13 protein-coding genes are annotated in these 18560 nt (G+C 69.9%); 4 read left to right on the top strand and 9 right to left on the bottom strand.

What is annotated here, in order from left to right; translation table 11 throughout:
• Positions 1–10: 10 nt before the first annotated feature.
• Positions 11–1336: an Omp85 family outer membrane protein gene (omp85, locus tag VZL07_RS01805; protein WP_426753582.1), complete on the top strand. Its 1326-nt coding sequence runs from the start codon at positions 11–13 to the stop codon at positions 1334–1336.
• Between the two features lie 287 nt (positions 1337–1623).
• On the opposite strand, the gene VZL07_RS01800 is transcribed toward omp85, so the two are convergent.
• On the bottom strand, positions 1624–2532 hold the full coding sequence (locus tag VZL07_RS01800; protein ID WP_426753581.1) for a putative RNA methyltransferase: 909 nt from the start codon (positions 2530–2532) through the stop codon (positions 1624–1626).
• A gap of 405 nt (positions 2533–2937) precedes the next feature.
• Positions 2938–3282: a hypothetical protein gene (locus VZL07_RS01795; protein ID WP_426753580.1), complete on the bottom strand. Its 345-nt coding sequence runs from the start codon at positions 3280–3282 to the stop codon at positions 2938–2940.
• Positions 3283–3322: 40 nt separating this feature from the next.
• Between VZL07_RS01795 and VZL07_RS01790 the strand changes: the two genes are divergently transcribed.
• Positions 3323–4648: a tetratricopeptide repeat protein gene (locus tag VZL07_RS01790; RefSeq protein WP_426753579.1), complete on the top strand. Its 1326-nt coding sequence runs from the start codon at positions 3323–3325 to the stop codon at positions 4646–4648.
• Here VZL07_RS01790 and VZL07_RS01785 read toward each other — a convergent pair.
• Positions 4629–5960 (bottom strand): M16 family metallopeptidase, encoded by a 1332-nt coding sequence (locus tag VZL07_RS01785; RefSeq protein WP_426753578.1) that lies wholly within the window; start codon positions 5958–5960, stop codon positions 4629–4631. The genes VZL07_RS01790 and VZL07_RS01785 overlap by 20 nt on opposite strands.
• The gene (locus VZL07_RS01780) at positions 5957–7504 is read right to left on the bottom strand and encodes an ATP-binding protein (RefSeq protein ID WP_426753577.1); all 1548 of its coding nucleotides are present in this window, start codon (positions 7502–7504) and stop codon (positions 5957–5959) included. Before VZL07_RS01780 ends, VZL07_RS01785 begins: the two co-directional genes overlap by 4 nt.
• A gap of 1658 nt (positions 7505–9162) precedes the next feature.
• Between VZL07_RS01780 and VZL07_RS01775 the strand changes: the two genes are divergently transcribed.
• Complete coding sequence (locus tag VZL07_RS01775; RefSeq protein WP_426753576.1) at positions 9163–9360, top strand: hypothetical protein; 198 nt, start codon at positions 9163–9165, stop codon at positions 9358–9360.
• A gap of 428 nt (positions 9361–9788) precedes the next feature.
• Here VZL07_RS01775 and VZL07_RS01770 read toward each other — a convergent pair whose 3' ends face one another.
• From VZL07_RS01770 to VZL07_RS01760, 3 genes are read right to left on the bottom strand one after another with little or no spacing between them, the layout of a single operon-like run.
• Positions 9789–12935 (bottom strand): efflux RND transporter permease subunit, encoded by a 3147-nt coding sequence (locus VZL07_RS01770; RefSeq protein WP_426753575.1) that lies wholly within the window; start codon positions 12933–12935, stop codon positions 9789–9791.
• 21 nt (positions 12936–12956) lie between these two features.
• On the bottom strand, positions 12957–14117 hold the full coding sequence (locus VZL07_RS01765) for an efflux RND transporter periplasmic adaptor subunit (protein ID WP_426753574.1): 1161 nt from the start codon (positions 14115–14117) through the stop codon (positions 12957–12959).
• A complete protein-coding gene (locus VZL07_RS01760) occupies positions 14105–15493 on the bottom strand; it encodes a TolC family protein (RefSeq protein WP_426753573.1) in 1389 nt (462 codons plus the stop codon). Before VZL07_RS01760 ends, VZL07_RS01765 begins: the two co-directional genes overlap by 13 nt.
• Positions 15494–15630: 137 nt before the next feature.
• On the opposite strand from VZL07_RS01760, the gene VZL07_RS01755 reads away from it, so the two are divergent.
• Positions 15631–16068, top strand: coding sequence for a MarR family winged helix-turn-helix transcriptional regulator (locus VZL07_RS01755; protein WP_426753572.1), 438 nt, complete (start codon positions 15631–15633; stop codon positions 16066–16068).
• 82 nt (positions 16069–16150) lie between these two features.
• On the opposite strand, the gene VZL07_RS01750 is transcribed toward VZL07_RS01755, so the two are convergent.
• Both VZL07_RS01750 and VZL07_RS01745 read right to left on the bottom strand, forming a co-directional pair.
• Positions 16151–17182: a cell envelope biogenesis protein TolA gene (locus tag VZL07_RS01750; protein ID WP_426753571.1), complete on the bottom strand. Its 1032-nt coding sequence runs from the start codon at positions 17180–17182 to the stop codon at positions 16151–16153.
• A gap of 278 nt (positions 17183–17460) precedes the next feature.
• Positions 17461–18444 (bottom strand): zinc metalloprotease HtpX, encoded by a 984-nt coding sequence (locus VZL07_RS01745; RefSeq protein ID WP_426753570.1) that lies wholly within the window; start codon positions 18442–18444, stop codon positions 17461–17463.
• Positions 18445–18560: the final 116 nt, after the last annotated feature.

The following is an 18560-nucleotide window of genomic DNA, read 5'->3' as shown; positions in this document are numbered from 1 at the left end:
GGAGACAGGCATGTACGCGATTCGGACAACGTGGGCCGTGGTGCTGTCAGCGCTGTTGGGAGGTGCCGCCGCGCGGGCGCAGGAGAGGGTACCTCCACCTTCGCCCGAGGCCCCCACGTTGCCGCCACCTCGCACGGGGTGGCGTGTCCAGGGGCTGCCGTTGCTCAACTTCAACAGCGACGAGGGCCTGGGCTATGGCGCGCGGCTGATGCTGGTGGACGCGGGCGATGGCACCCAGGCGCCCTACCGGCACGCCATCGTCGCGCAGTTCTTCCAGACGACGCGAGGCAACGCGGTGCACCGGCTCATGCTGGATGCGCCCACGTTCCTCGACTCACGGTGGCGGCTGGGGCTGGACCTGAGCATCCTCAGCGACCGGTTCTCGCCGTACTACGGCGTGGGCGGCGCGGCCACGTTCGACCGGGACTTCGCCGCGTGTGACGACCGGAACGCGCTGGAGGACGCGCCGGATGTCTGCCCGGGCAATCCGTCGTTCCGCGGCCTGCGCTATTACAACTTCGAGCAGCGCACGTTGCCGAGCGTGGTGCTGAACGCGCGTCGGCCGGTGCTCGGCCCCTGGCAGGTGGCCATGGGGTACCGCTTCCGCATGACGCGCGTGGGCACGCGCTATGACGCGGACGACCTGGGCCAGTCGCGGGCCTCCCGGCTGGAGGAGGACGTCCAGGCGGGCGTGCTCAACGACGGCAAGCCGGTGGTGGGGACGTTCCGCACGGCGGAGCTGACAGCGGGGCTGCTGCTGGACTTGCGCGACAACGAGCCCGCGCCGATACGCGGGATGTTCCACGAGCTCGCGGTGCGCGGCGCGGCGGGGGCCACGGGCAGCTCCTTCAACTACTGGGGCGTGACGGCGAACTTCCGCTTCTACCACCCGCTGGGCACGGACCGGCTGGTGGCGGCGCTGCGCCTCATGGGCGATGCGATGGGGGGCGACGTGCCCTTCTTCCTGCTCAGCTCGTTCGGCGGTGTGGAGTGGAGGGACGGATGGGGTGGGGTGGGCGGCGTCTTCACCTCGCGTGGCATCCTGAAGAACCGGTTGCAGGGTGAGGTGAAGACGCTGCTCAACGGTGAGGTGCGCTGGCAGTTCCTCTCCGTGGTGCCGTTGAACCAGCGCGTGGACTTCACGCTGGTGGCCTTCCTGGACGCGGGCGCGGCGTGGGCGGACCTGTCGTTCCGGGATGGCGGCATGGGGCGCTACGCGGGCGGTGGCGGCCTGCGCGCCGCCTGGGAGAAGAACTTCATCGTCCGCCTGGACTATGGCGTCAGCCCGCAGGATGGGACCACGGGCTTCTACCTGGACTTCAACCACATGTTCTGAGCGCGGCGGCCACGATGGGGCCGCTCCGTCCTGACGACCTCGCGCAAGGCCGAGCGTTGGCCGTGGCGACACGCGACCGTTGACGGTGTTCGGTCTGGGGGGGCCGCCAAGGCGCAGGGGCCGTGCGCGACGACGGGGAGGCGACTTTCCTGGGTGGCTCGGGAGCGTCGAGCCTGTTGCCCACTGAGCGTGTGCGGACGGTGCTTGCTGCCGAGGCGCGGGGACCACCAGGGGACGCCAGGGGACGGCCCCTGGCGCCACGTGAGCGCCGCCCAGCTCAGCCGGCGCTACCTCCGCTGCGGCCCATCCCCCGGTGCGGGCGGCGGTTCCACGCGGTGGTACGTCGCCACCGTGAAGGACGCGGTGACGGTGGTGCGCGCGGGCAGCGCGTCCGCGCGCCGACGGAGCTCCTCGGCGGGGACGTGGAAGGCACTGGGCCCCATCGCCGCGAGGAGGAAGACCTCCTCACGCGTCAGCGCCATGTCCAGCTCGAGGGACTCGCGGGTGCCCGGCTCGAAGGTGGGCCGCAGCCGCGCGTGGAGCCGCTCCTCTTTGTGCGTGTCGACGCTCAGCAGGCCCATGGGCGCGATGAGCTGCCGAAGGTGGCGCTCGGTGGGGGTGGCCACCAGCAGCGCGCCCTGGGGACGCAGGACGCGGTGGAGCTCCCGGGCGTTGCGAGGCGCGAAGACGCTGAGCGCCAGTGCAACGCTCTGACTCCGGACCGGAAGCGCTCGCTCTCCGTCCGCGATGATGGCACCGGCGCGGACGTGGGCTCGGGCCGCGCGCCGGGCCGCGAAGCGCGAGAGGTCGACGGCGAGCCCGGCCTGTCCCGGGCAGCGGTCGAGCACATGCGCCAGGTGGTAGCCCGTGCCCGCGCCGACCTCGAGGACGCAGCGCTCCGTGCCCTCGGTGGCGTCGAGCCGCGCGGCATGCTCCGCCAGCAGCCTGGCCAGCGGCGCGTAGTGGCCCCGGGCGAGGAACGCCTGCCTCGCGGCGACCATGGATTGGGTATCGGCATTGCCCGGCGGCCGGCGGCCCGGGAGGAGGTGGACGTAGCCCTGCCTCGCGACATCGAAGGCATGCCGGGCCGCGCATCGCAGCGCGGAGGGTTCCTGCCGGAGCGCGGACTGGCAGATGGGGCAACAGAGCAGGGAAAGCAGGTGTGAGGGAAACCGAGATGACGTCGGTGCTGACATGCGGAAAAGGGCTCCAGGGGCTCGTTGCGGCGTGTGGCCGGGGACGAGTCGCGGGAAGCCCGGAGGCGCGGGTGTCAGGACCTCGTGTGAGCGCACGGAGGCCCGCCAGCACGGGGGCCGCGCGCATGACGGCGGCGCGTCACGCACGTGGCTCACGGCGGAGAGGGACTCCTGGCTCAGGAACGAAGGCGCGGCACATCGCGCCCGGACCTTCCGCGACGCGGGAAGCGGGCACGGTGTCGGCAGCGAGACGGGCTGTGCCTCAGAGGGCACACCTTGCACGGGACGGACGCGGCGAGGCCACGGCCGTTCGGCGCGGAAGCGTCAGCTCACTGCCGCGCTCAGCCGCGCAGGCGAAGGAACGCCACGGGGGCGAAGTGCCGGTTGGAAGGCATGGAGGGGAGCCTATGCTGCCTCGTCGAGCACTTCCAGCGCGTCGCGCACGCCCGGCAGCGCGGTGAGCAGCTCGAACTCGTCGGACTGGAGCAGGGACACGCGGCGGCCGGAGAGCCGCTCCATGAGCAGCTCGATGCGGTGTTCGCCCTTCCCATTCGCCCGGCGGAAGATGCGCGCGCGCAGGCCCTCCGCGTGGCACGCGAGGATGTCCTTCTGGAGGCTGCGCAGCCGACGGACGACCTTCAGCGCCGCTCGCCCCTCGGGGGTGTCGAACGTGTGGAAGTGCCGGTTTCGCGACAGCGGCTTGCTGGGGTCATGGAGCCTCTCCACGAGGCGCCGAACGAATGGGTCCATCGACGGGGGAGGATAACATCCGGTACCCTGTCGCTCAGCGATGCACCGTCTTTTTCGAATCAGACCGTGGACCCTGGCGCTCCTTCCGCTGCTTGCTTGCAAGGAACCGGAAGTGGCCGCCGCGGAGAACCGGGCCCAGCGGGCCCAGGACGCGTTGACCGAGGCGCGCAGCCACCTGTCCAGCGGCCAGGCGAATGCCGCGCTTGCCGCACTGCGCAGAGCCGCCACCGCGGCACCCGACAGTCCGGAGCCGCACCTGCTGATGGCGCAGGCCCACCGCATGGCGGGCAACGAGGGCGCCGCGATTCTCGCGTTGAAGCAGGCCGCGTCCATGTCCCCCGGGACCGACCCGACGATTCAGCGCCAGCTGGCCGACATCTACCTCCAGCAGGGCCTCACGCGGGACGCGCTCGCGGCGCTCATCGCCATGCGGGACGCGGGCAACCTGCCCGACGCGGACGTCCTGCGGCTGGCCCGGCTCCAGGCGCGCGAGGGCCAGATTGATGCAGCCTTCAAGACGCTGGAGAGCATCCTGCGTGAGAATCCCGACGACGCCGAGGCCAAGTCCGTGGAGGCCGAGGTGCTCTGGCTGAAGGGCGACGAGCTGCTGGCCGCCAACCTCATGGACCGGCTCCTCAACCAGGATCCGTCGCTGGCCTCCGCGCGGCTGCTGCGGGCTCGCTACTTCCTCGTCAGTGGCTTTCCGGAGCTGGCCGAGGCCGACCTGAACGCGGTGAAGGGCGATGACGCCTTGCGGCCGGACGCCGTGACGCTGCGGGCGCGGGTGCTGCTGGCGCTGGGGCGCGCGCCGGACGCGGAGGAGGCCTTGCGCACGCTGGTGAAGGCTCAGCCGCAGAACGCGGACGCGCTGGCGTGGCTGGCGGAGACGGTGCTCCTCCAGGGGCGCCGGACGGATGCCCAGGCGCTGGTGGACCAGGCGCTCCAGCTCAACCCCCGGCTGGCGCGGGCGCTCTATGTGCGAGGGCGCTCGCTGGAGGAGCAGGGCGACCGCCGCGGCGCGGAGGAGGCCTATCGCTTCGCCCTCTCTTCCGAACCACGCTTCGCCCCGGTGCACTCGCGCATGTGGCGGATGCACCTGAAGGCGGATCGCGTGTCGGACGCGCAGGAGTCGCTGGAGCGGCTGCTGACCCTGAGCGAGGCCACCATCGAGGAGAAGGCTCAGCTCGCCGCGCTCTATGCCCGGATGCAGACCAAGGTGTCGCAGGGCCTCAAGCTCATCGAGGAGGCCCTGAAGCGGGAGCCGGAGAACGAGGAGTACCTCCGCACCCAGAAGAAGCTCACCGCGCTGCTGCCCAAGCCCAAGAAGAAGTCCTCGGGCCCGGTCATCATCCGCGGCGGCCGCTGACGGCGGCGACCGCGGGCGCCTCCGGTCCGGGAAGGCCGGGGGCCTCCGCCACCACGCGCTCCAGGGCCTTGAGGCCCTTGCGCTGGCCCACCGCCACCACCGTGAGGTTCTCCCGGTTGAAGTAGCGCCGGGCCACCTCGCGCACGCGGGCGGCGGACTGGGCGTCCACCAGGTCGGCGCGGTGGTTGAAGGACTCCGGCGTGCGGAACAGCTCCGTGCCGCCGAACCAGCCGGCCAGCTCGCCCGGCGAGTCCTGGGAGAACTCCAGCAGCATGCGGTGCCGGCGCTTGGCGCGCGCCAGCTCCTCTTCGCCCACCTCGTTCTCACAGAGCGTGGACAGCACGCGGAAGGCCTCGGTGATGACCGTGGCGGCCTTCTCCGGGGCGCTGGCGGCTTCAATCTCGAAGAGGCCCGCGTCGTGGTAGGCGTCCAGCGACGCGCTGACGGAGTAGGCCAGCCCGCGCTTCTCCACGATTTCGAACGGCAGCCGCGAGGACAGGCCGTCATCCAGCACGCGCCGGATGATCTGCAGCGCCGGGTAGTCCTCGTGCTGCTCGGGGACGCCGCGGAAGTTGAGGCGGAACTCCGTCTGGGATTCGTCGTGGCTGACGAAGTGGAGGCGGGGACCGGGCGGGGTGGGGGGCGGCGGCGCCTCGACGCTGGACGGGCCGCGCGGGAGGCGGGCGAAGGCGCGCTCGCTCATCTCCAGGACTTCCGAGTGCCGCACCCGGCCCGCGGCGGTGACGACGATGTTCCCCGCCACGTAGTGCTGGGCGAAGTGCTCCAGGATCTGGTCGTGGGTCAGGTTCGTCACCGACTCGCGCGTGCCGGCGATCTTCAGGGCCAGCGGGTGGCCGGGGAAGAGCAGGTGCTTGGACAGGTTGTCCAGGTCGATGTCCCGGCCCTTCTCGTCCACCTCGTCGAGCATCTCCTCGAGGATGATCTGCCGCTCCACCTCCATGTCGGTGAGGCGGGGCCGGGTGAGCATGTCGCCGATGATGTCCAGGCCCACGCGCACGTGCGCGGGGTGGATGGGCGTGTAGTAGTACCCGTGGTCCCGGGTGGTGACGCCGTTGAGGTTGCCGCCCACCTCCTCGACGGCCGCGTTCATCTTCACGGTGTCCGGCCAGCCTTCGCTGCCGCGGAAGAAGAGGTGCTCCAGGTAGTGGCTGACGCCGTTGTTGACCAGTGTCTCATGGCGGCTGCCGGTCCGCACGTAGACGGCCAGCAGGGCCGTGTGCAGGTGGGGCGTCTCGACGGTGACGACGCGCAGCCCGGAGGGCAGCACGTCCCGGTACGTAGTGAAGCTCATGCGCGAGGAAGCCTTAACACGAAGGCCGTGCCCTGGCCGGGAATACTCTGGCAGGAGAGCGAGCCGCCGTGCGCCTGGAGGATTTGCTGGCTCACGGCCAGTCCCAGCCCCGTTCCGCCCTCCTTGGTGGTGAAGAAGGGCTCGAAGAGGTGCTGGCGGACGTCCTCCGTCATGCCCTGTCCGGTATCCCGCACCGTGACTTCCACGGCGTCTTCCAGGGGCCGGGTGACGACGGTGAGCCGGCCGCCGGAGGGCATGGCCTCGCGGCTGTTGCGCAGCAGGTTGAGGAAGACCTGCCGGAGCTGCCCCTCGTCCGCCAGGACGGGGGGCGTGTCCGGGGCGAACTCGCGCACCACGTCCACGCCCGCACGCTCCAGCTCCTCCCGGGAGAAGTCGAGGACATTGTCCAGCACCGCCGTGACGTCCCGCGGGTCCAGGTCCGGCCGGGGGGGACGGGCCATGCGCAGGTACTGCTCGGTGACGTCGGCCAGCCGGTCCACCTCCTGGGTGACGGCGGAGATGAGGTCCTTCACCTCGGCCGCGTCGTCGGGGGAGGCGAAGGCCGCCCGCTCCAGGCCGTCCTGGAGCAGCTCCACGTTGAGGCCAATGGAGGACAGGGGGTTGCGCACCTCGTGGACGATTTGCGCGGAGATGCGGCCCACGGCGGCGAGCTGCTCGGCGCGCATGAGGGCCTCGGCCTGGGCCTTGAGCTGGGCCTCGCGGGCCTGGAGCGAGCGCGCCATCTGGTCGAACTCGCGGGCCAGGACGGCGACCTCGTCATCGCCACGCACGCCGAGCTGGGCGTTGTAGTCGCCGCGGCCAATGCGGGACACGCCCCGGATGAGGTTGCGCATGGGGCGCAGCGTCCGGGCGGACCAGGCGGTGGCGCCCACGCCCACGGCGATGGCGGCCACGGAGAAGCCGATGATGAACAGGCCGGTGGTGCGCTCGCGCTCCTCGGCGCCGTCCACGCGCTCGCGGATGCGGTTGGAGAGGGCGGCGCGCAGCACGCGAATCTCGCGGCCGATGGAGTTCTCCAGCTGCCGCAGCTCGGCGGTGGCCAGGGCCACCTGCTCGCGGTCGGGGACCTCCGCGGACAGGGCGGCGAAGACGGCCTCGGCGGCGCGGCCGTAGTCGCGGTAGCGGGCCTGGAGCTCGCCGAAGCGCGCCTCCAGGCCGCGGATGAAGGGCACCTCGCTGTCGGGCGCGGAGGCCAGCACCTCGTGCGCCTTGGCCTGGGCGGCGGCGAGCCGCTGGGACATGAGGGGTGGGTTGTAGAGCCGGGCCAGGCGGATGAAGGCGCGGCGGGCCTCGACGCTGCCTTCCTGGAGCAGGCGCTCGGTGTCCTTTTCCTGGGTGGCGTGGAACGTCTCCAGCTCCGCGGCGTCCTGGGAGAGCTGGAGGTAGCCCTGGCTCACCAGCCGGATTTCGAGCCGGTTGCGGTGGAGCTCCGTCACGCTGAACAGGGACACCAGCCCGAAGGTGCCGAGCACCACGGCGTAGCCCAGGAAGATGCGTGTCGCGAGGGAGAGCTTCACGGGCATTGCTCGCTACGCGGCGGGCGGTCCAGGCGCAAGTCTCGTCTCCAGGGGGCGCAGGGCGCCTGCTCGGGGGCCGCCAGGGGGGAGGGGCTACCTCCAGTGGGTCATAGCGTACTCCAGGATGGGGTCATTGCATTCCCCCAGGGACGAGGACCACGACAATTTACGCGTAGACAAGCCACAACATTGCCGCGACGGCTTGACGCAGTCGCCATACGGCCTGTGGGGGCGCTGGAATGGGCCACCAGTTGATGGAGAGGGGAGCCCCGAATGCCAGTCGGCGTGTCTGGATTTTTTCTCTGATATTGAATGAGAGGCTTTTGGGGGGCGATGCAAGTGAAATTAGGTTGAGTGGCAGATCGTTTTGTTTGGAAAGTATTTATTGTGAGTTGGCAGGGAAAATGCGAAATTGGCCTGGGAACCCCATTGATTGGGGCAAGTCGCCGCATCCCTGGAAATGACACTATGGTCCGTGATCATTTGATGGCGGGCCGCTGATACGGCTTTGGGCGGCAGGCCGGAGGTGTTGCCTGTGAATAAGCTTGGAGTGTTTTGGGGCTTGACGTTGATGGCTGTTCTTGTTGGGTGCGGTCCCGTCGATGAGCAGCATTCGGGGGGGGAGGAGGCTATCTCGAATGATGCGGCTCTGAGCACCGAGATTCCGGTGCCAGATGCTGCCATGTTGGAGTCACTGGCTGATTCCTGTGTGCCCTCTACCGGCACTAGCTGCGTGGATGCTGGATACGGATCCTGCTCGGCGTGGTCGGAGTATGTCAACTGCGGGTCGCAGTCTGCGTGTGACGATGCTGCGCCTAATTGCAGGACTCTAGTCGATGGCAGGTGGACGACGACGGGAACGATCTTCCAGGGACGGAATCGTTACCGCGTGTGTTTGAACGTTGCGGGTGCTTCTTGCACCGAGTACTCGTACTCCCCGCAGGTTGTGGAGTGTGGCTGCGGCGGCGGTGTGCCGATTGGGGATGTCTAAGGAGCATTAGAGAGTGACATCAAGGCGGGGCTGTTGAGTTCGTGAGGAAGGCGTCTCATGGCTTGAAGCCTCGCCACCTCTGCGCCGAGCAGAACCACGAATGCTGCTGTAAAGTCGACGCGCCTTCTACGTCGCAGAGTGCAGCAGGGGCGGGTTGCTCGCAGTCTGGGTGTGTCTGGTGTTGCGGTGAACAAGCGGAGCGCGCGATTGCGTCTGGACAGCCAGCGTGCGCGCCGATGGCCAGGGCGATCCTCGCGACTGACGCCCACTCTAAGGCGTCAGGTGGTAGTACTCCTGAGCGAAGGCGCGTGTGGTGGCGATACCAACCGAGCGTTGGGTAATGAGGTTCTTTGCATGTCATGCATTGTAGCCAAGTAATGCCAGACCACTTCCGGTTGCCTGGGCAGTTCATTGCAGCGGCTACTCCAAGGCACGGATGGCTCGATTGGCGGGTTCTGATTTGCATCAAGGGCGCGCATTGGATTTCCCAGCCCGGAGAATTTGCGGCAAGCCATCGGCCGAACCTTTGGGAGGCGGGCCTGACGTGCCGGCGAATTGCCCATCTGATGGGCATTAGGGCGGCCCCGGTCAGTTGCATCCTGAGATTCCGCCGAGAGACGCGTGACGTCACGCCCAGGCCACAGGGCGGTAACTTTCGCCCATCCAGGACAAGGTGGCCGAGGAACTCATGCGTTTGGTGGCCAAGTCGCCGAATGCCACCGTGGAGGCTCTGCTGGAGGGGCTGACGGCGCGCACCAGCATCACGGCCAGCCGGGCTTCCATGCAGCGGACACTGTCCCGGCTGGGCTTCTCACGCAAAAATTCCTCGGCGCATCCGAACGCGACACGCCGCGAATCCTCTGGCGCATAGCTCAACTAGACTCAGCGGCAGACTTCGGTTCACAGTGACCATCCGTTCAAACTTGAGAGCGATGCGGGGTACTTGCTCTGCTGTGGCCCTGGCACGCCCAGTCCCGCCTCAATGTAAGGCTCTCCGAGGCGGGGGCGCTTGTCCGCTCGGAGGAGAGACGGGGCACTCGTTTCAGGCGCGTGCAGGCTGCGCCTGGGCACTGGTGGTCTATGCCTCTGTCCTACATTGGGAGCAACGCAATGCGAGCGTGAAGAGCGCCTTGCGCACTGCCCTACCCGAGGACACCGGAGGCTCCACCGATAGGTGCGTAGGGCGTTCAGGAGTCATCGCCGCGGTTGGGCTGATTGATTGCTTGAAAAGAACGCGGCCCGGCCCCTCGTGCGAGGAGCCAGGCCGCCTCATTTCCGGAGTCCCGGAGGCCTGGGCACTCAGTGCGACGCGGCGGGCGTGGGCACCGCCTCGTCCTCACCGGTGGACCGCTTCGCGTCACCGCGCAGCTTCTGCATCAGCACGTAGAGCCCGGGGATGAACACGAAGTTCACCACCGTGGACACCAGCATGCCGCCGAACACCGCCGTGCCCAGCGAGTTGCGCGACGCCGCGCCAGCGCCGGAGGCCGTCATCAGCGGCACCACGCCCAGGAGGAAGGCGATGGACGTCATCAGGATGGGGCGCAGGCGGACCTCCGCCGCCTCCACCACCGCGTCGATGGCGTTCTTCCCGCCCTCCCGGAGCTGCTCGGCGAACTCCACGATGAGGATGGCGTTCTTGCTCGCCAGACCCACCAGCATCACGAGCCCGACCTGGCAGAACACGTCGTTGGCGAGCCCGCGTGCCAGCTGCAACCCCAGCGCGCCCATGATGGCCAGGGGCACGGAGAAGATGACGACCAGCGGCAGGCTGAAGCTCTCGTACTGCGCCGCGAGCACCAGGAACACGAACAGCAGGCCCAGCGCGAAGATGATGGCCGTCTGGCCACCGCTCTCCTTCTGCTCCAGGCTGATGCCCGTCCACTCCGCGCTCATGCCCTGGGGCAGGTGCTGCGCCGCCAGCGTCTCCATGGCCTCCAGCGCCTGGCCGGAGGACACGTCCGGTGCCGGCTGCCCGTTGACTTCCGCCGAGCGGAACAGGTTGTAGTGGCGGATGACCTGGGCGGACACGGTGGGCTCCACCTTCACCAGCGACTCCAGCGGAATCATGTCCCCGGTGTCGCTGCGCACGTAGAAGGCGCCGATGTCGGCCGGGTTGTCCCGGAACTGCTGCTCCGCCTGGACGTACACGCGGTAGGTGCGGTTGGCGTAGTTGAAGTCGTTGACGTACTGGCTGCCCATGTAGACCTGCATGGTGCCGAACACCTGCTCGATGGGCACCCCGAGCGCCTTCGCCTTCTGCCGGTCCACCTCCACGTCCAGCAGCGGCGTGTCCGCGTTGAACGTGCTGAAGACGCCGCGCAGCTGGCCCTGCTCGTTGGCCTTCGCCACCAGCATCTGCGTGGCCGCGGCCAGGTCATCCAGTGAGCTGGTGCCGTCGACGTCCTCGACGATGTACTGGAAGCCGCCCACGCTGCCGACGCCGCGGATGGCGGGTGGCTGGAAGGGCAGCACGCGCGCGCCGCCAATCTGGCTCAGCGGGCCACGCAGCCGCTCCACCAGCGCGGCCACCGACTGGTCCTTGCCCGTGCGCTCCTCCCACGGCGTCAGCGACGTGAAGATCATGGCCATGTTGGGGCCGCTGCCCATCACGGAGAAGCCACCGATGGCGAACATGGCGCGCACCTCGGGCTGCGCCTGCAGAATCGCCTCCGCCTCGATCAGCACCTTCTCCGTCTGGGCGAGCGACATGCCCTCGGGGCCCTGGATGGAGACCATGATGTAGCCCTGGTCCTCGTCGGGGATGAAGCCCGTGGGCGCGACGCGGAAGAGCAGCACCGTGCCGCCGATGCACGCCAGGAAGGCGAGCAGGACCAGGTAGGGGTGCTTCAGCATCCTGCGCAGGCCCCGGCCATACATCGCCTTCGTGCCGTCCAGGACCTTGTCCACCCAGCGGAAGAAGACCCACTTCTCGCCCTCGTGGTGCTTCAGCATCCGCGCGCTGAGCGCGGGGGTGAGCGTGAGGGCGCAGAAGGTGGAGAGGGCAACGGAGGCGGCGATGGTCAGCGCGAACTGGCGGTAGATGGCGCCGGTGGTGCCCGGGAAGAGCGCCACCGGGACGAACACCGCCACCAGCACGATGGAGATGGCGATGACCGCGCCGGCCACCTCCTTCATGCCCTCGCGCGCGGCCTGTACGGGGGACAGGTGCCGCTCCACCATCAACCGCTCGATGTTCTCGATGACGACGATGGCGTCGTCCACCACCAGACCCGTGGCCAGCGTGAGGCCGAAGAGGGTGAGGGTGTTGATGGAGAAGCCCATCAGGTGGACGAAGGCGAAGGTGCCTATCAGCGAGACGGGGAGGGTGAAGGCGGTGATGAGCACGCTGCGCCAGCCGTGCAGGAACAGGAAGATGACGAGGATGACGAGGACGATGGCTTCCACCAGCGTCTTGATGACCTCGTTGATGGAGGCGCGGACGGCCAGGGTGGTGTCGGTGCCCGTCTGGAACTGCATGCCGGGCGGGAACTGCTTCGACAGGCGCTCCAGCTCCGCGTACACGCCGTCACGCACGTCCAGCGCGTTGGCGGTGGGCAGCTGGAAGATGCCCAGGCCCACGCCCGTCTTGCCATTGAACCGCAGGAGGGTGCCGTAGTTCTCCGCGCCCAGCTCCACGCGGCCCACGTCCTTCACCCGGACGCTCGTGCCGTCCGTGTCCCGCATCAGGACGATGTCGCCGAACTCCTGCGGCTCCACCAGCCGGCCCCGGGCTCGCACCGCGAGCTGGTAGGGCTGGTCGTCAGTGGACGGCGGCTGGCCAATCTGGCCCGCGGCCACCTGCAGGTTCTGCTCCTGGAGCGCGCGCGTCACGTCCTGGGGCGTGAGCTTGCGCCGCGCCAGCTCCGTGGGGTCCAGCCACAGGCGCATGGAGAACTTGCGCTCGCCGAAGATGCGGACGTCGCCCACGCCGGGCACGCGCTTGATGGCGTCCTTCAGGCTCACGTCGGCGTAGTTGCTGAGGAACTTGGCGTCGTAGCGGTTGTCCGGGCTGTACAGGCCCACCGTCAGCAGCATCTGGCTGGAGGCCTTGTTGACGACGATGCCCGTCTGGTTCACCTGCGAGGGCAGGCGCGCCGCGGCGCGGCTGACGCGGTTCTGCACGTCGACGGCCGCCACCTCGATGTCGCGGGTGGCGTCGAAGGTGATGGTGATCTGGCTGGAGCCGTCGTTGCTGCTGGTGGAGGTGATGTAGCGCATGCCCTCCACGCCGTTGAGCTCCTGCTCCAGCGGGATGGTGACGGCGCTCTCCACCACCTCGGCGCTCGCGCCCACGTAGGTGCTCGACACCGTCACCTGCGGAGGCGCCAGGTCCGGGTACTGGGCGATGGGCAGCGTGGGGATGGCAATCAGGCCCACCAGCGTCAGCAGGATGGAGCAGACGATGGCGAAGACGGGCCTACGGATGAAGAATTCGACGAACATGGTGCGTTATCCGGCCCTTCGTTAGCGGCTCCCACCGACCGCGCCGCCGCCGTTGCCAGAAGCCCGCGGGGGGCTGCTGCCAGTCGGCGCGGAGGGGACGTTGGCCTGCTTGGGTTTCACCGCCATGCCATCACGCAGTGCCTGGAGCGAGGACACGGCGATCTGGTCGCCGGGCTGAAGCCCCTTCTCCACCACGTAGGCCATCTCTCCCAACGCGCCGAGGGTGATGGGGCGGCGCTCCACCACCGTCGCTCCGTCCTTCTCGTGGACCACCAGCGCGAAGGCCTGCCCGCTCTGCCGCACGACGGCGAGCGCGGGAATCTGCAGCGCATCCCGGGCCGAGTAGACGAGCCGCGCGCGCACCAGCTCGCTGGGACGCAGGCCCACGGTGTTGCGGAAGGCCGCCTTCACCTCCACCAGCTGGGTGCGTGGGTCCGCCTGGGGCGCGATGTAGAAGACGTTGCTGGTGAGCAGCACCTTGCCCTCGCTGTCGAGGATTTCGAGCGCGGTGTCGGGCTTCATCGACCGGGCACGCGGCGACGGCACCGACACGCTCACCTCGAGCACGTCCGCCTGCGCCACGCTGGTCAGCGGCGTCGCCAGGCCCACGTAGTCGCCCAGCCGCACCAGCACTTCACCCACGGTGCCCGCGAACGGGGCGCGGACCAGGTGGTACTGCAGCTGGACCTGGCGCTGCGTCACCTGCGCGGCGGAAGAGCGCGCCGCGGCCTCGGCGGCCTCGACCTGCGCGCGGCCCTGCTCCAGCTCCTGGGCGCTGGCGAGCCCCTCCTTGTAGAGGGCCTCGGTGCGCTCCAGCGTCCTGCGCGCCAGCTCCAGGTTCACCTGGGTGGAGCTCAGCTGCGCCTGGGCGCTGTCGAGCGCGGCGGTGCCTTCGCGTGAGTCCACCTCGATGAGCGGCGCGCCGGCTTCCACCTTGTCGCCGGGGCGCACGTGAATCTTGCGCACGTAGCCGGCCACCTGGGGCAGCACGGTGACGCTCTGCCGCGACAGCAGCGAGCCCAGGTACTCCCCCGTGTCCCGCACCTCTCGGGGCGTGAGCGTCACCACCTCCACCTCCCGGGGAGGAGGAGCCGCCGGGGCCGCCTTCTGCCCCGAACAACCCGCCACCGCCGCCAGCAGGGTGACACCCCACATTGCCTTCATCCGGTTCACCAGTCGCACCGCGCCTCCGTCAAGAATGCGTCCAGTCGGGCCTGGACGAGCTCGAATTCACGCAGCACCAGGTTCAGCTCCGCCTGGCGCAGGGCCGCTCCGCTTTGCACCAGCTCCAGGCTGCTGCCGCGGCCCACTTCAAAAGAACGGCGGGTGAGGCGGTCGGTCCGCTCCGCGAGGTCGCGGGACGCCACCGCCGTCGCCACCAGGTTCTCGGCCACCTCCACGGCGCGCCGCGCCTGGGCCACCTGGATGGACACGTTGCGCCGGGTGTTCTCCAGCGTCTGCTCCGCCTGGCGCTCCAGCCCCTCGCGCTCGCGGATGAGGCCACCCCGCAGGCCGCCCTCCCACAAGGGAACGGAGAGCACCGCGGAGACGCTCCAGATGGCCACGCGCCCCACGCCCGGGTTGGTGGTGAGGCCCACGGCGGTGCTGGACAGGCCCAGCGTCGGCAGGTACCCGGCCGTGGCCTGCTGGCGGCTGTCGCGCGCCGACTCCACCTGGGCGCGCGAGGCCACCAGGTCCGGCCGCTCGTTCACGTCCTTCAGCGGGGTGCAGGCCTGCTTCGTCTCCTCGACGAGCCCCTGGAGGTTGAAGTCCCGGCTGACGCCGATGGCGCTGTCGAAGCCCACCGCCAGCCCGAGCGCCTCGCGGGCGCGGCGCAGCTGCTCGTCACCCGCGACGAGCGCGCTGCGCGCCACCGCCACGTCCTGCTCCACGCGCACCACGTCGAGCTGGTTGCCCGCGCCCAGCTCAAAGGTGCGCTGCGCGAGCGCGAAGCGCTCCAGCGCCTGGCGCAGGCCCACGCGGTTGATTTCCGCGGCCCGCTCCGCCGCCACCGTGGAGACCAGCACCTGGGCCAGGCTGCGGGTGAGCAGCCGCCGCGTCTCGGCCAGGGTCGCCACCGCGCCTTCTTCCGCCGCCACGGCGGAGGCCCTCCCGCGCCAGGCGCTGACGTCCACGATGGACTGCGTCAGGTTCGCGTTCGCGGTCAGCAGCGGCGTGGTGGGAGAGGCACCGTCGCCCCCGCCGATACCGACCAGGGGCGTGCCACCGGCACCGACGGGAAGGTCCGGGTTGAGCAGGTCCACGCCCATGCTGGCCGACATCCGCGCATTGGGGAGGAGCGCGGCCAGGGCCTGCCGGGAGCGGCCCGCGGCGCGCTCGACGCCGGCTTCGGCCGACCGCAGGTCGGTGGAGCGCTCCCGGAGGAGCGCGAGCGCCTCCTGCCAGGTCGTCACCTGCCGCTGGGCGGGGGGGACAGGGGTGAGCATCGCGTCCTCCACCTTCGGCTGGAAGGGGACGGGCGCAGGGATGGACGATGACGGCTCGGCCAGCGTCGACGCCGCGACGAGCGCCATGAGGATGACGGAAGGGGATGCCATACGCAGGAGGAAGAAAGGGGAGAACTACGTGTGGGCTGAAAACTTCCCCCCGTTGCGACGAAACGCGCCGCGTCGATGTAATTGACAACAGTTGTAGTCTGCAACCATCTTTAGGTGAGATGACTGTGGCGGAGCAGATGGCCTCCCTGCGTCGCGCGCTCCGTCGCCTCCTGACCGAGCGACTGGGCGAGCAGACACACAGGCCCTTCATGCAGTTGCTGGCCCTGAAGGCGATTGCCGACGGTGTGCGCAGCCAGTCCGCTATCGCGGAGCGGCTGTTGGTGGACGCACCCGCGGTGAGCCGGCTGGTGGCGCGGCTGGAAGAGGACGGGCTGGTGAGCCGCAACACCGGTGATGACCGCCGGTGTGTGCGCCTGGAGCTGTCCCCGGCGGGGTGGGCCGAGCTGGGGCTGCTGCGCGACGCCCTCGTGTGGACGGACGAGGAGATTCTCCGCCACCTCACGGCCCCGGAGCTGGTGGAGCTCAAGCGCCTCATGGAGAAGCTGCAGGCGGGCCTCATCCAGGCCCGCGGCCCGCTGCCGCCGGAAGGTTGCGGCGGCGGTCCCGAATCCTGAGCCGCTGAAATGGAGAAGGGCCCGGCCCTGGAGGCCATCCAGGAAGCCGAGCCCTTCGTCCTGCGCGTGGGCGGGCGGGGTGTCAGGCCTGCGCGGGCTTCGCCTCGGCGTCGGCCGGAGCCGCGCTCTCGGGCGCCTGCTCGGTGTCCGGCGGAGCCTCCGGCTGCGACGCGGCCGCCGCCTGGGCCTCGGCCTCGGCGCGCACGCGCGAGGTCTCCTCGGTGCGCTGGTCGCTGGCGGCCACCTCCTCCGGCGTCAGCTCGGTGCGGTCGGCGAGCATGCCCGTCTTCTTCTCCAGGTCCTTGATGGCGCGGCGGAGCAGGTCGCGCTCCAGGAGGGTGCGGTTGAGGCGCTTCTCCAGGGCCTTGTACTTGTCGCGGCTCAGGTCCAGGTCGTGCTTGGTGGCGGCGTAGACGCGCTGCTGCGTCTCGTTGCGGCCCTTCACCCGGCGCAGCTCCTTCTCCAGCTCCACCGCGCGGTTGCGCTCCTTGTTCGCGGCGTGCTCCAGGCGCTCCATCTTCTCGCGGTCGGCGTCGTTCAGCTCGCGGAAGCGGCGCTGGCCCCGCTCCTGGGGCGCCGTCTCCGTCGCGGTGGGCACCACCGGGACCACCGCGGCGATGACGGACTCACCCTCCTTCGCGGGGGCGGCCACCTGCGCTGCGGGCGCGGCAGGGGCGACAGGCGCGGGCTGCGGGCGGCGGCCCTTGGCCTCCAGCTCCGACTTCAGCCGCTGGTTCTCCACCAGCGCGTGGGACAGCTCCTCACGGGTCCGCTCGAGCTGCACGGAGGCGTTGCGCTCCACCTCGGCGCGCGCCTTGGCCAGGTCCTGGGCGCTCTTGTCGGACTCCTTCTGCTCGTAGAGCTTGCGCTTGGCCTGCTTCAGTTGCTCCTTCACGTCCTGGAGCTGCGCGCGCTGCTCGTCCAGCTCCTTCTGCTTGCGCTGGAGCTCCGCCTCGGCCTTGGCGCGCGCCTGGGTGTCCGTCACCAGCTCGGCGCGGGGCGCGGACGAAGACGCCGTCGGCGACGGGAGCGCGGCGTGCTTGGGGCCGGCGAAGAGATTGAAATACAGCGAGATGGCGAGCCCGACAGCAAGGGCGAGGACCAGGACCAGCACGGGAACGACCTCCACGGGGAAATGCAAAAAGCGGGGCAGCCTACCGTCAGCCCCTGGCGCGTCAAGGGTCCACTGCTGGGCGTGCTCGCCTTCACTCTGAGGGCTGCATGCTTGGGCTCGGTCGGAAGCCTTGGGGCGTGCCGGCGGGGTGCCGTCCGCCTTCCCGGCAGGGGGACAGCCGGCCGCCGGATGGGTCGCTCCGGGCGTCCGGGCATGCGCCCCTCAGGAGGCGCACTCCCAGCCACGTCTACCGCTCCGGGAGTCCCGGCATGCGCGCCTCAGTAGGCGTACTCCCAGCCGCCGCGTCCGCCGGTCCGGGCGCCCAGGCGCGCGCCCATCTCCCGGAGCCGGCGCACCCGCTCGGGGATGGGCGGGTGGGTGGAGAACAGCGCCATCACTCCGCCATGGTGGAGCGGGTTGACGATGAAGAGGTGGGAGGTGGCGGGGGCCCTGTCGTAGGGGATGGCCTCGGCGCCGCGCTCCAGCTTCAGCAGGGCGTCCGCGAGCGCATCCGGGTCGCCCGCGAGCTCGGCGCCCGTCTGGTCCGCGCCGTACTCCCGGGAGCGGCTGACGGCGAGCTGAAGCAGCGTGGCGGCGATGGGGGCCACCAGCAGCAGGCCCAGGTTGGCGAAGGCGCTGCCCAGGCCTCCGCGCTCGTCGTTGTCGCCCCGGCTGAGCATGGAGCCCCCGAACCAGAACAGCATCTGCGCGGCATAGCTGATGATGCCGGCGAGGGTGGCCGCCACCGTTCCAATCAGCGTGTCCCGGTTGCGCACGTGGCCCAGCTCGTGGGCCAGGACGCCCTCCAGCTCGCGCCGGTCGAGGAGCTCCATGAGGCCCGCCGTCACGGCGATGGCCGCGTGGCTGGGGTTGCGACCGGTGGCGAACGCGTTGGGGGCCGCCGTGGGCAGGAGGTAGACCTTGGGCTTCGGCATTCCCGCTCGGGCCGCCAGCCGCTCCACCATTTGATGGAGCCAGGGCGCCTGCTCGTAGGGCAGGGGCTGCGCGCGGTGGATGGCCAGCGCGATGCGGTCGCTGAACCAGTAGGAGCCGAAGTTCATCACCACGGCGAAGAGGCCCGCGAACAGCAGCCCCTGCGGGCCGCCCAGCCGGTCACCGATGACGAGCACCAGCGCCGTCAGGCCCGCCAGCAGCACCGTGGTCTTCAGGGCGTTGCCCAGCCGATGCCCTCCGCCGCCGCCATGCAGGGTGGGGCGGCTGGGGCCGGTCCGGGGTGAGTCGTAGGTGTCGATTCTCGCCATGGTCGCCCTCGTCTCCCGGCCCCAGATGGGGCCCTTCGGAAACGTAAACAGGCGTGCGGACGCGGCAATGAATCCGGGCGTGCCTGGAGGGACGTGGTGTGCTCGGCGCAGCGCAG

It is taken from the genome of Pseudomyxococcus flavus, assembly GCF_050038885.1.
Taxonomy (GTDB): domain Bacteria; phylum Myxococcota; class Myxococcia; order Myxococcales; family Myxococcaceae; genus Myxococcus; species Myxococcus flavus.
The sequence above is the reverse complement of the archived record's forward strand: the minus strand, read 5'-3'. Positions and strand labels throughout refer to the sequence as shown.

What these genes read in the sequence shown, in the direction of transcription:
- omp85 (WP_426753582.1), top strand. Translation starts at nt 11, where the DNA reads ATGTACGCGATTCGGACAACGTGGGCCGTGGTGCTGTCAGCGCTGTTG.
- VZL07_RS01800 (WP_426753581.1), bottom strand. Translation starts at nt 2,532, where the DNA reads ATGTCAGCACCGACGTCATCTCGGTTTCCCTCACACCTGCTTTCCCTG.
- VZL07_RS01795 (WP_426753580.1), bottom strand. Translation starts at nt 3,282, where the DNA reads ATGGACCCATTCGTTCGGCGCCTCGTGGAGAGGCTCCATGACCCCAGC.
- VZL07_RS01790 (WP_426753579.1), top strand. Translation starts at nt 3,323, where the DNA reads ATGCACCGTCTTTTTCGAATCAGACCGTGGACCCTGGCGCTCCTTCCG.
- VZL07_RS01785 (WP_426753578.1), bottom strand. Translation starts at nt 5,960, where the DNA reads ATGAGCTTCACTACGTACCGGGACGTGCTGCCCTCCGGGCTGCGCGTC.
- VZL07_RS01780 (WP_426753577.1), bottom strand. Translation starts at nt 7,504, where the DNA reads ATGCCCGTGAAGCTCTCCCTCGCGACACGCATCTTCCTGGGCTACGCC.
- VZL07_RS01770 (WP_426753575.1), bottom strand. Translation starts at nt 12,935, where the DNA reads ATGTTCGTCGAATTCTTCATCCGTAGGCCCGTCTTCGCCATCGTCTGC.
- VZL07_RS01760 (WP_426753573.1), bottom strand. Translation starts at nt 15,493, where the DNA reads ATGGCATCCCCTTCCGTCATCCTCATGGCGCTCGTCGCGGCGTCGACG.
- VZL07_RS01755 (WP_426753572.1), top strand. Translation starts at nt 15,631, where the DNA reads ATGGCCTCCCTGCGTCGCGCGCTCCGTCGCCTCCTGACCGAGCGACTG.
- VZL07_RS01745 (WP_426753570.1), bottom strand. Translation starts at nt 18,444, where the DNA reads ATGGCGAGAATCGACACCTACGACTCACCCCGGACCGGCCCCAGCCGC.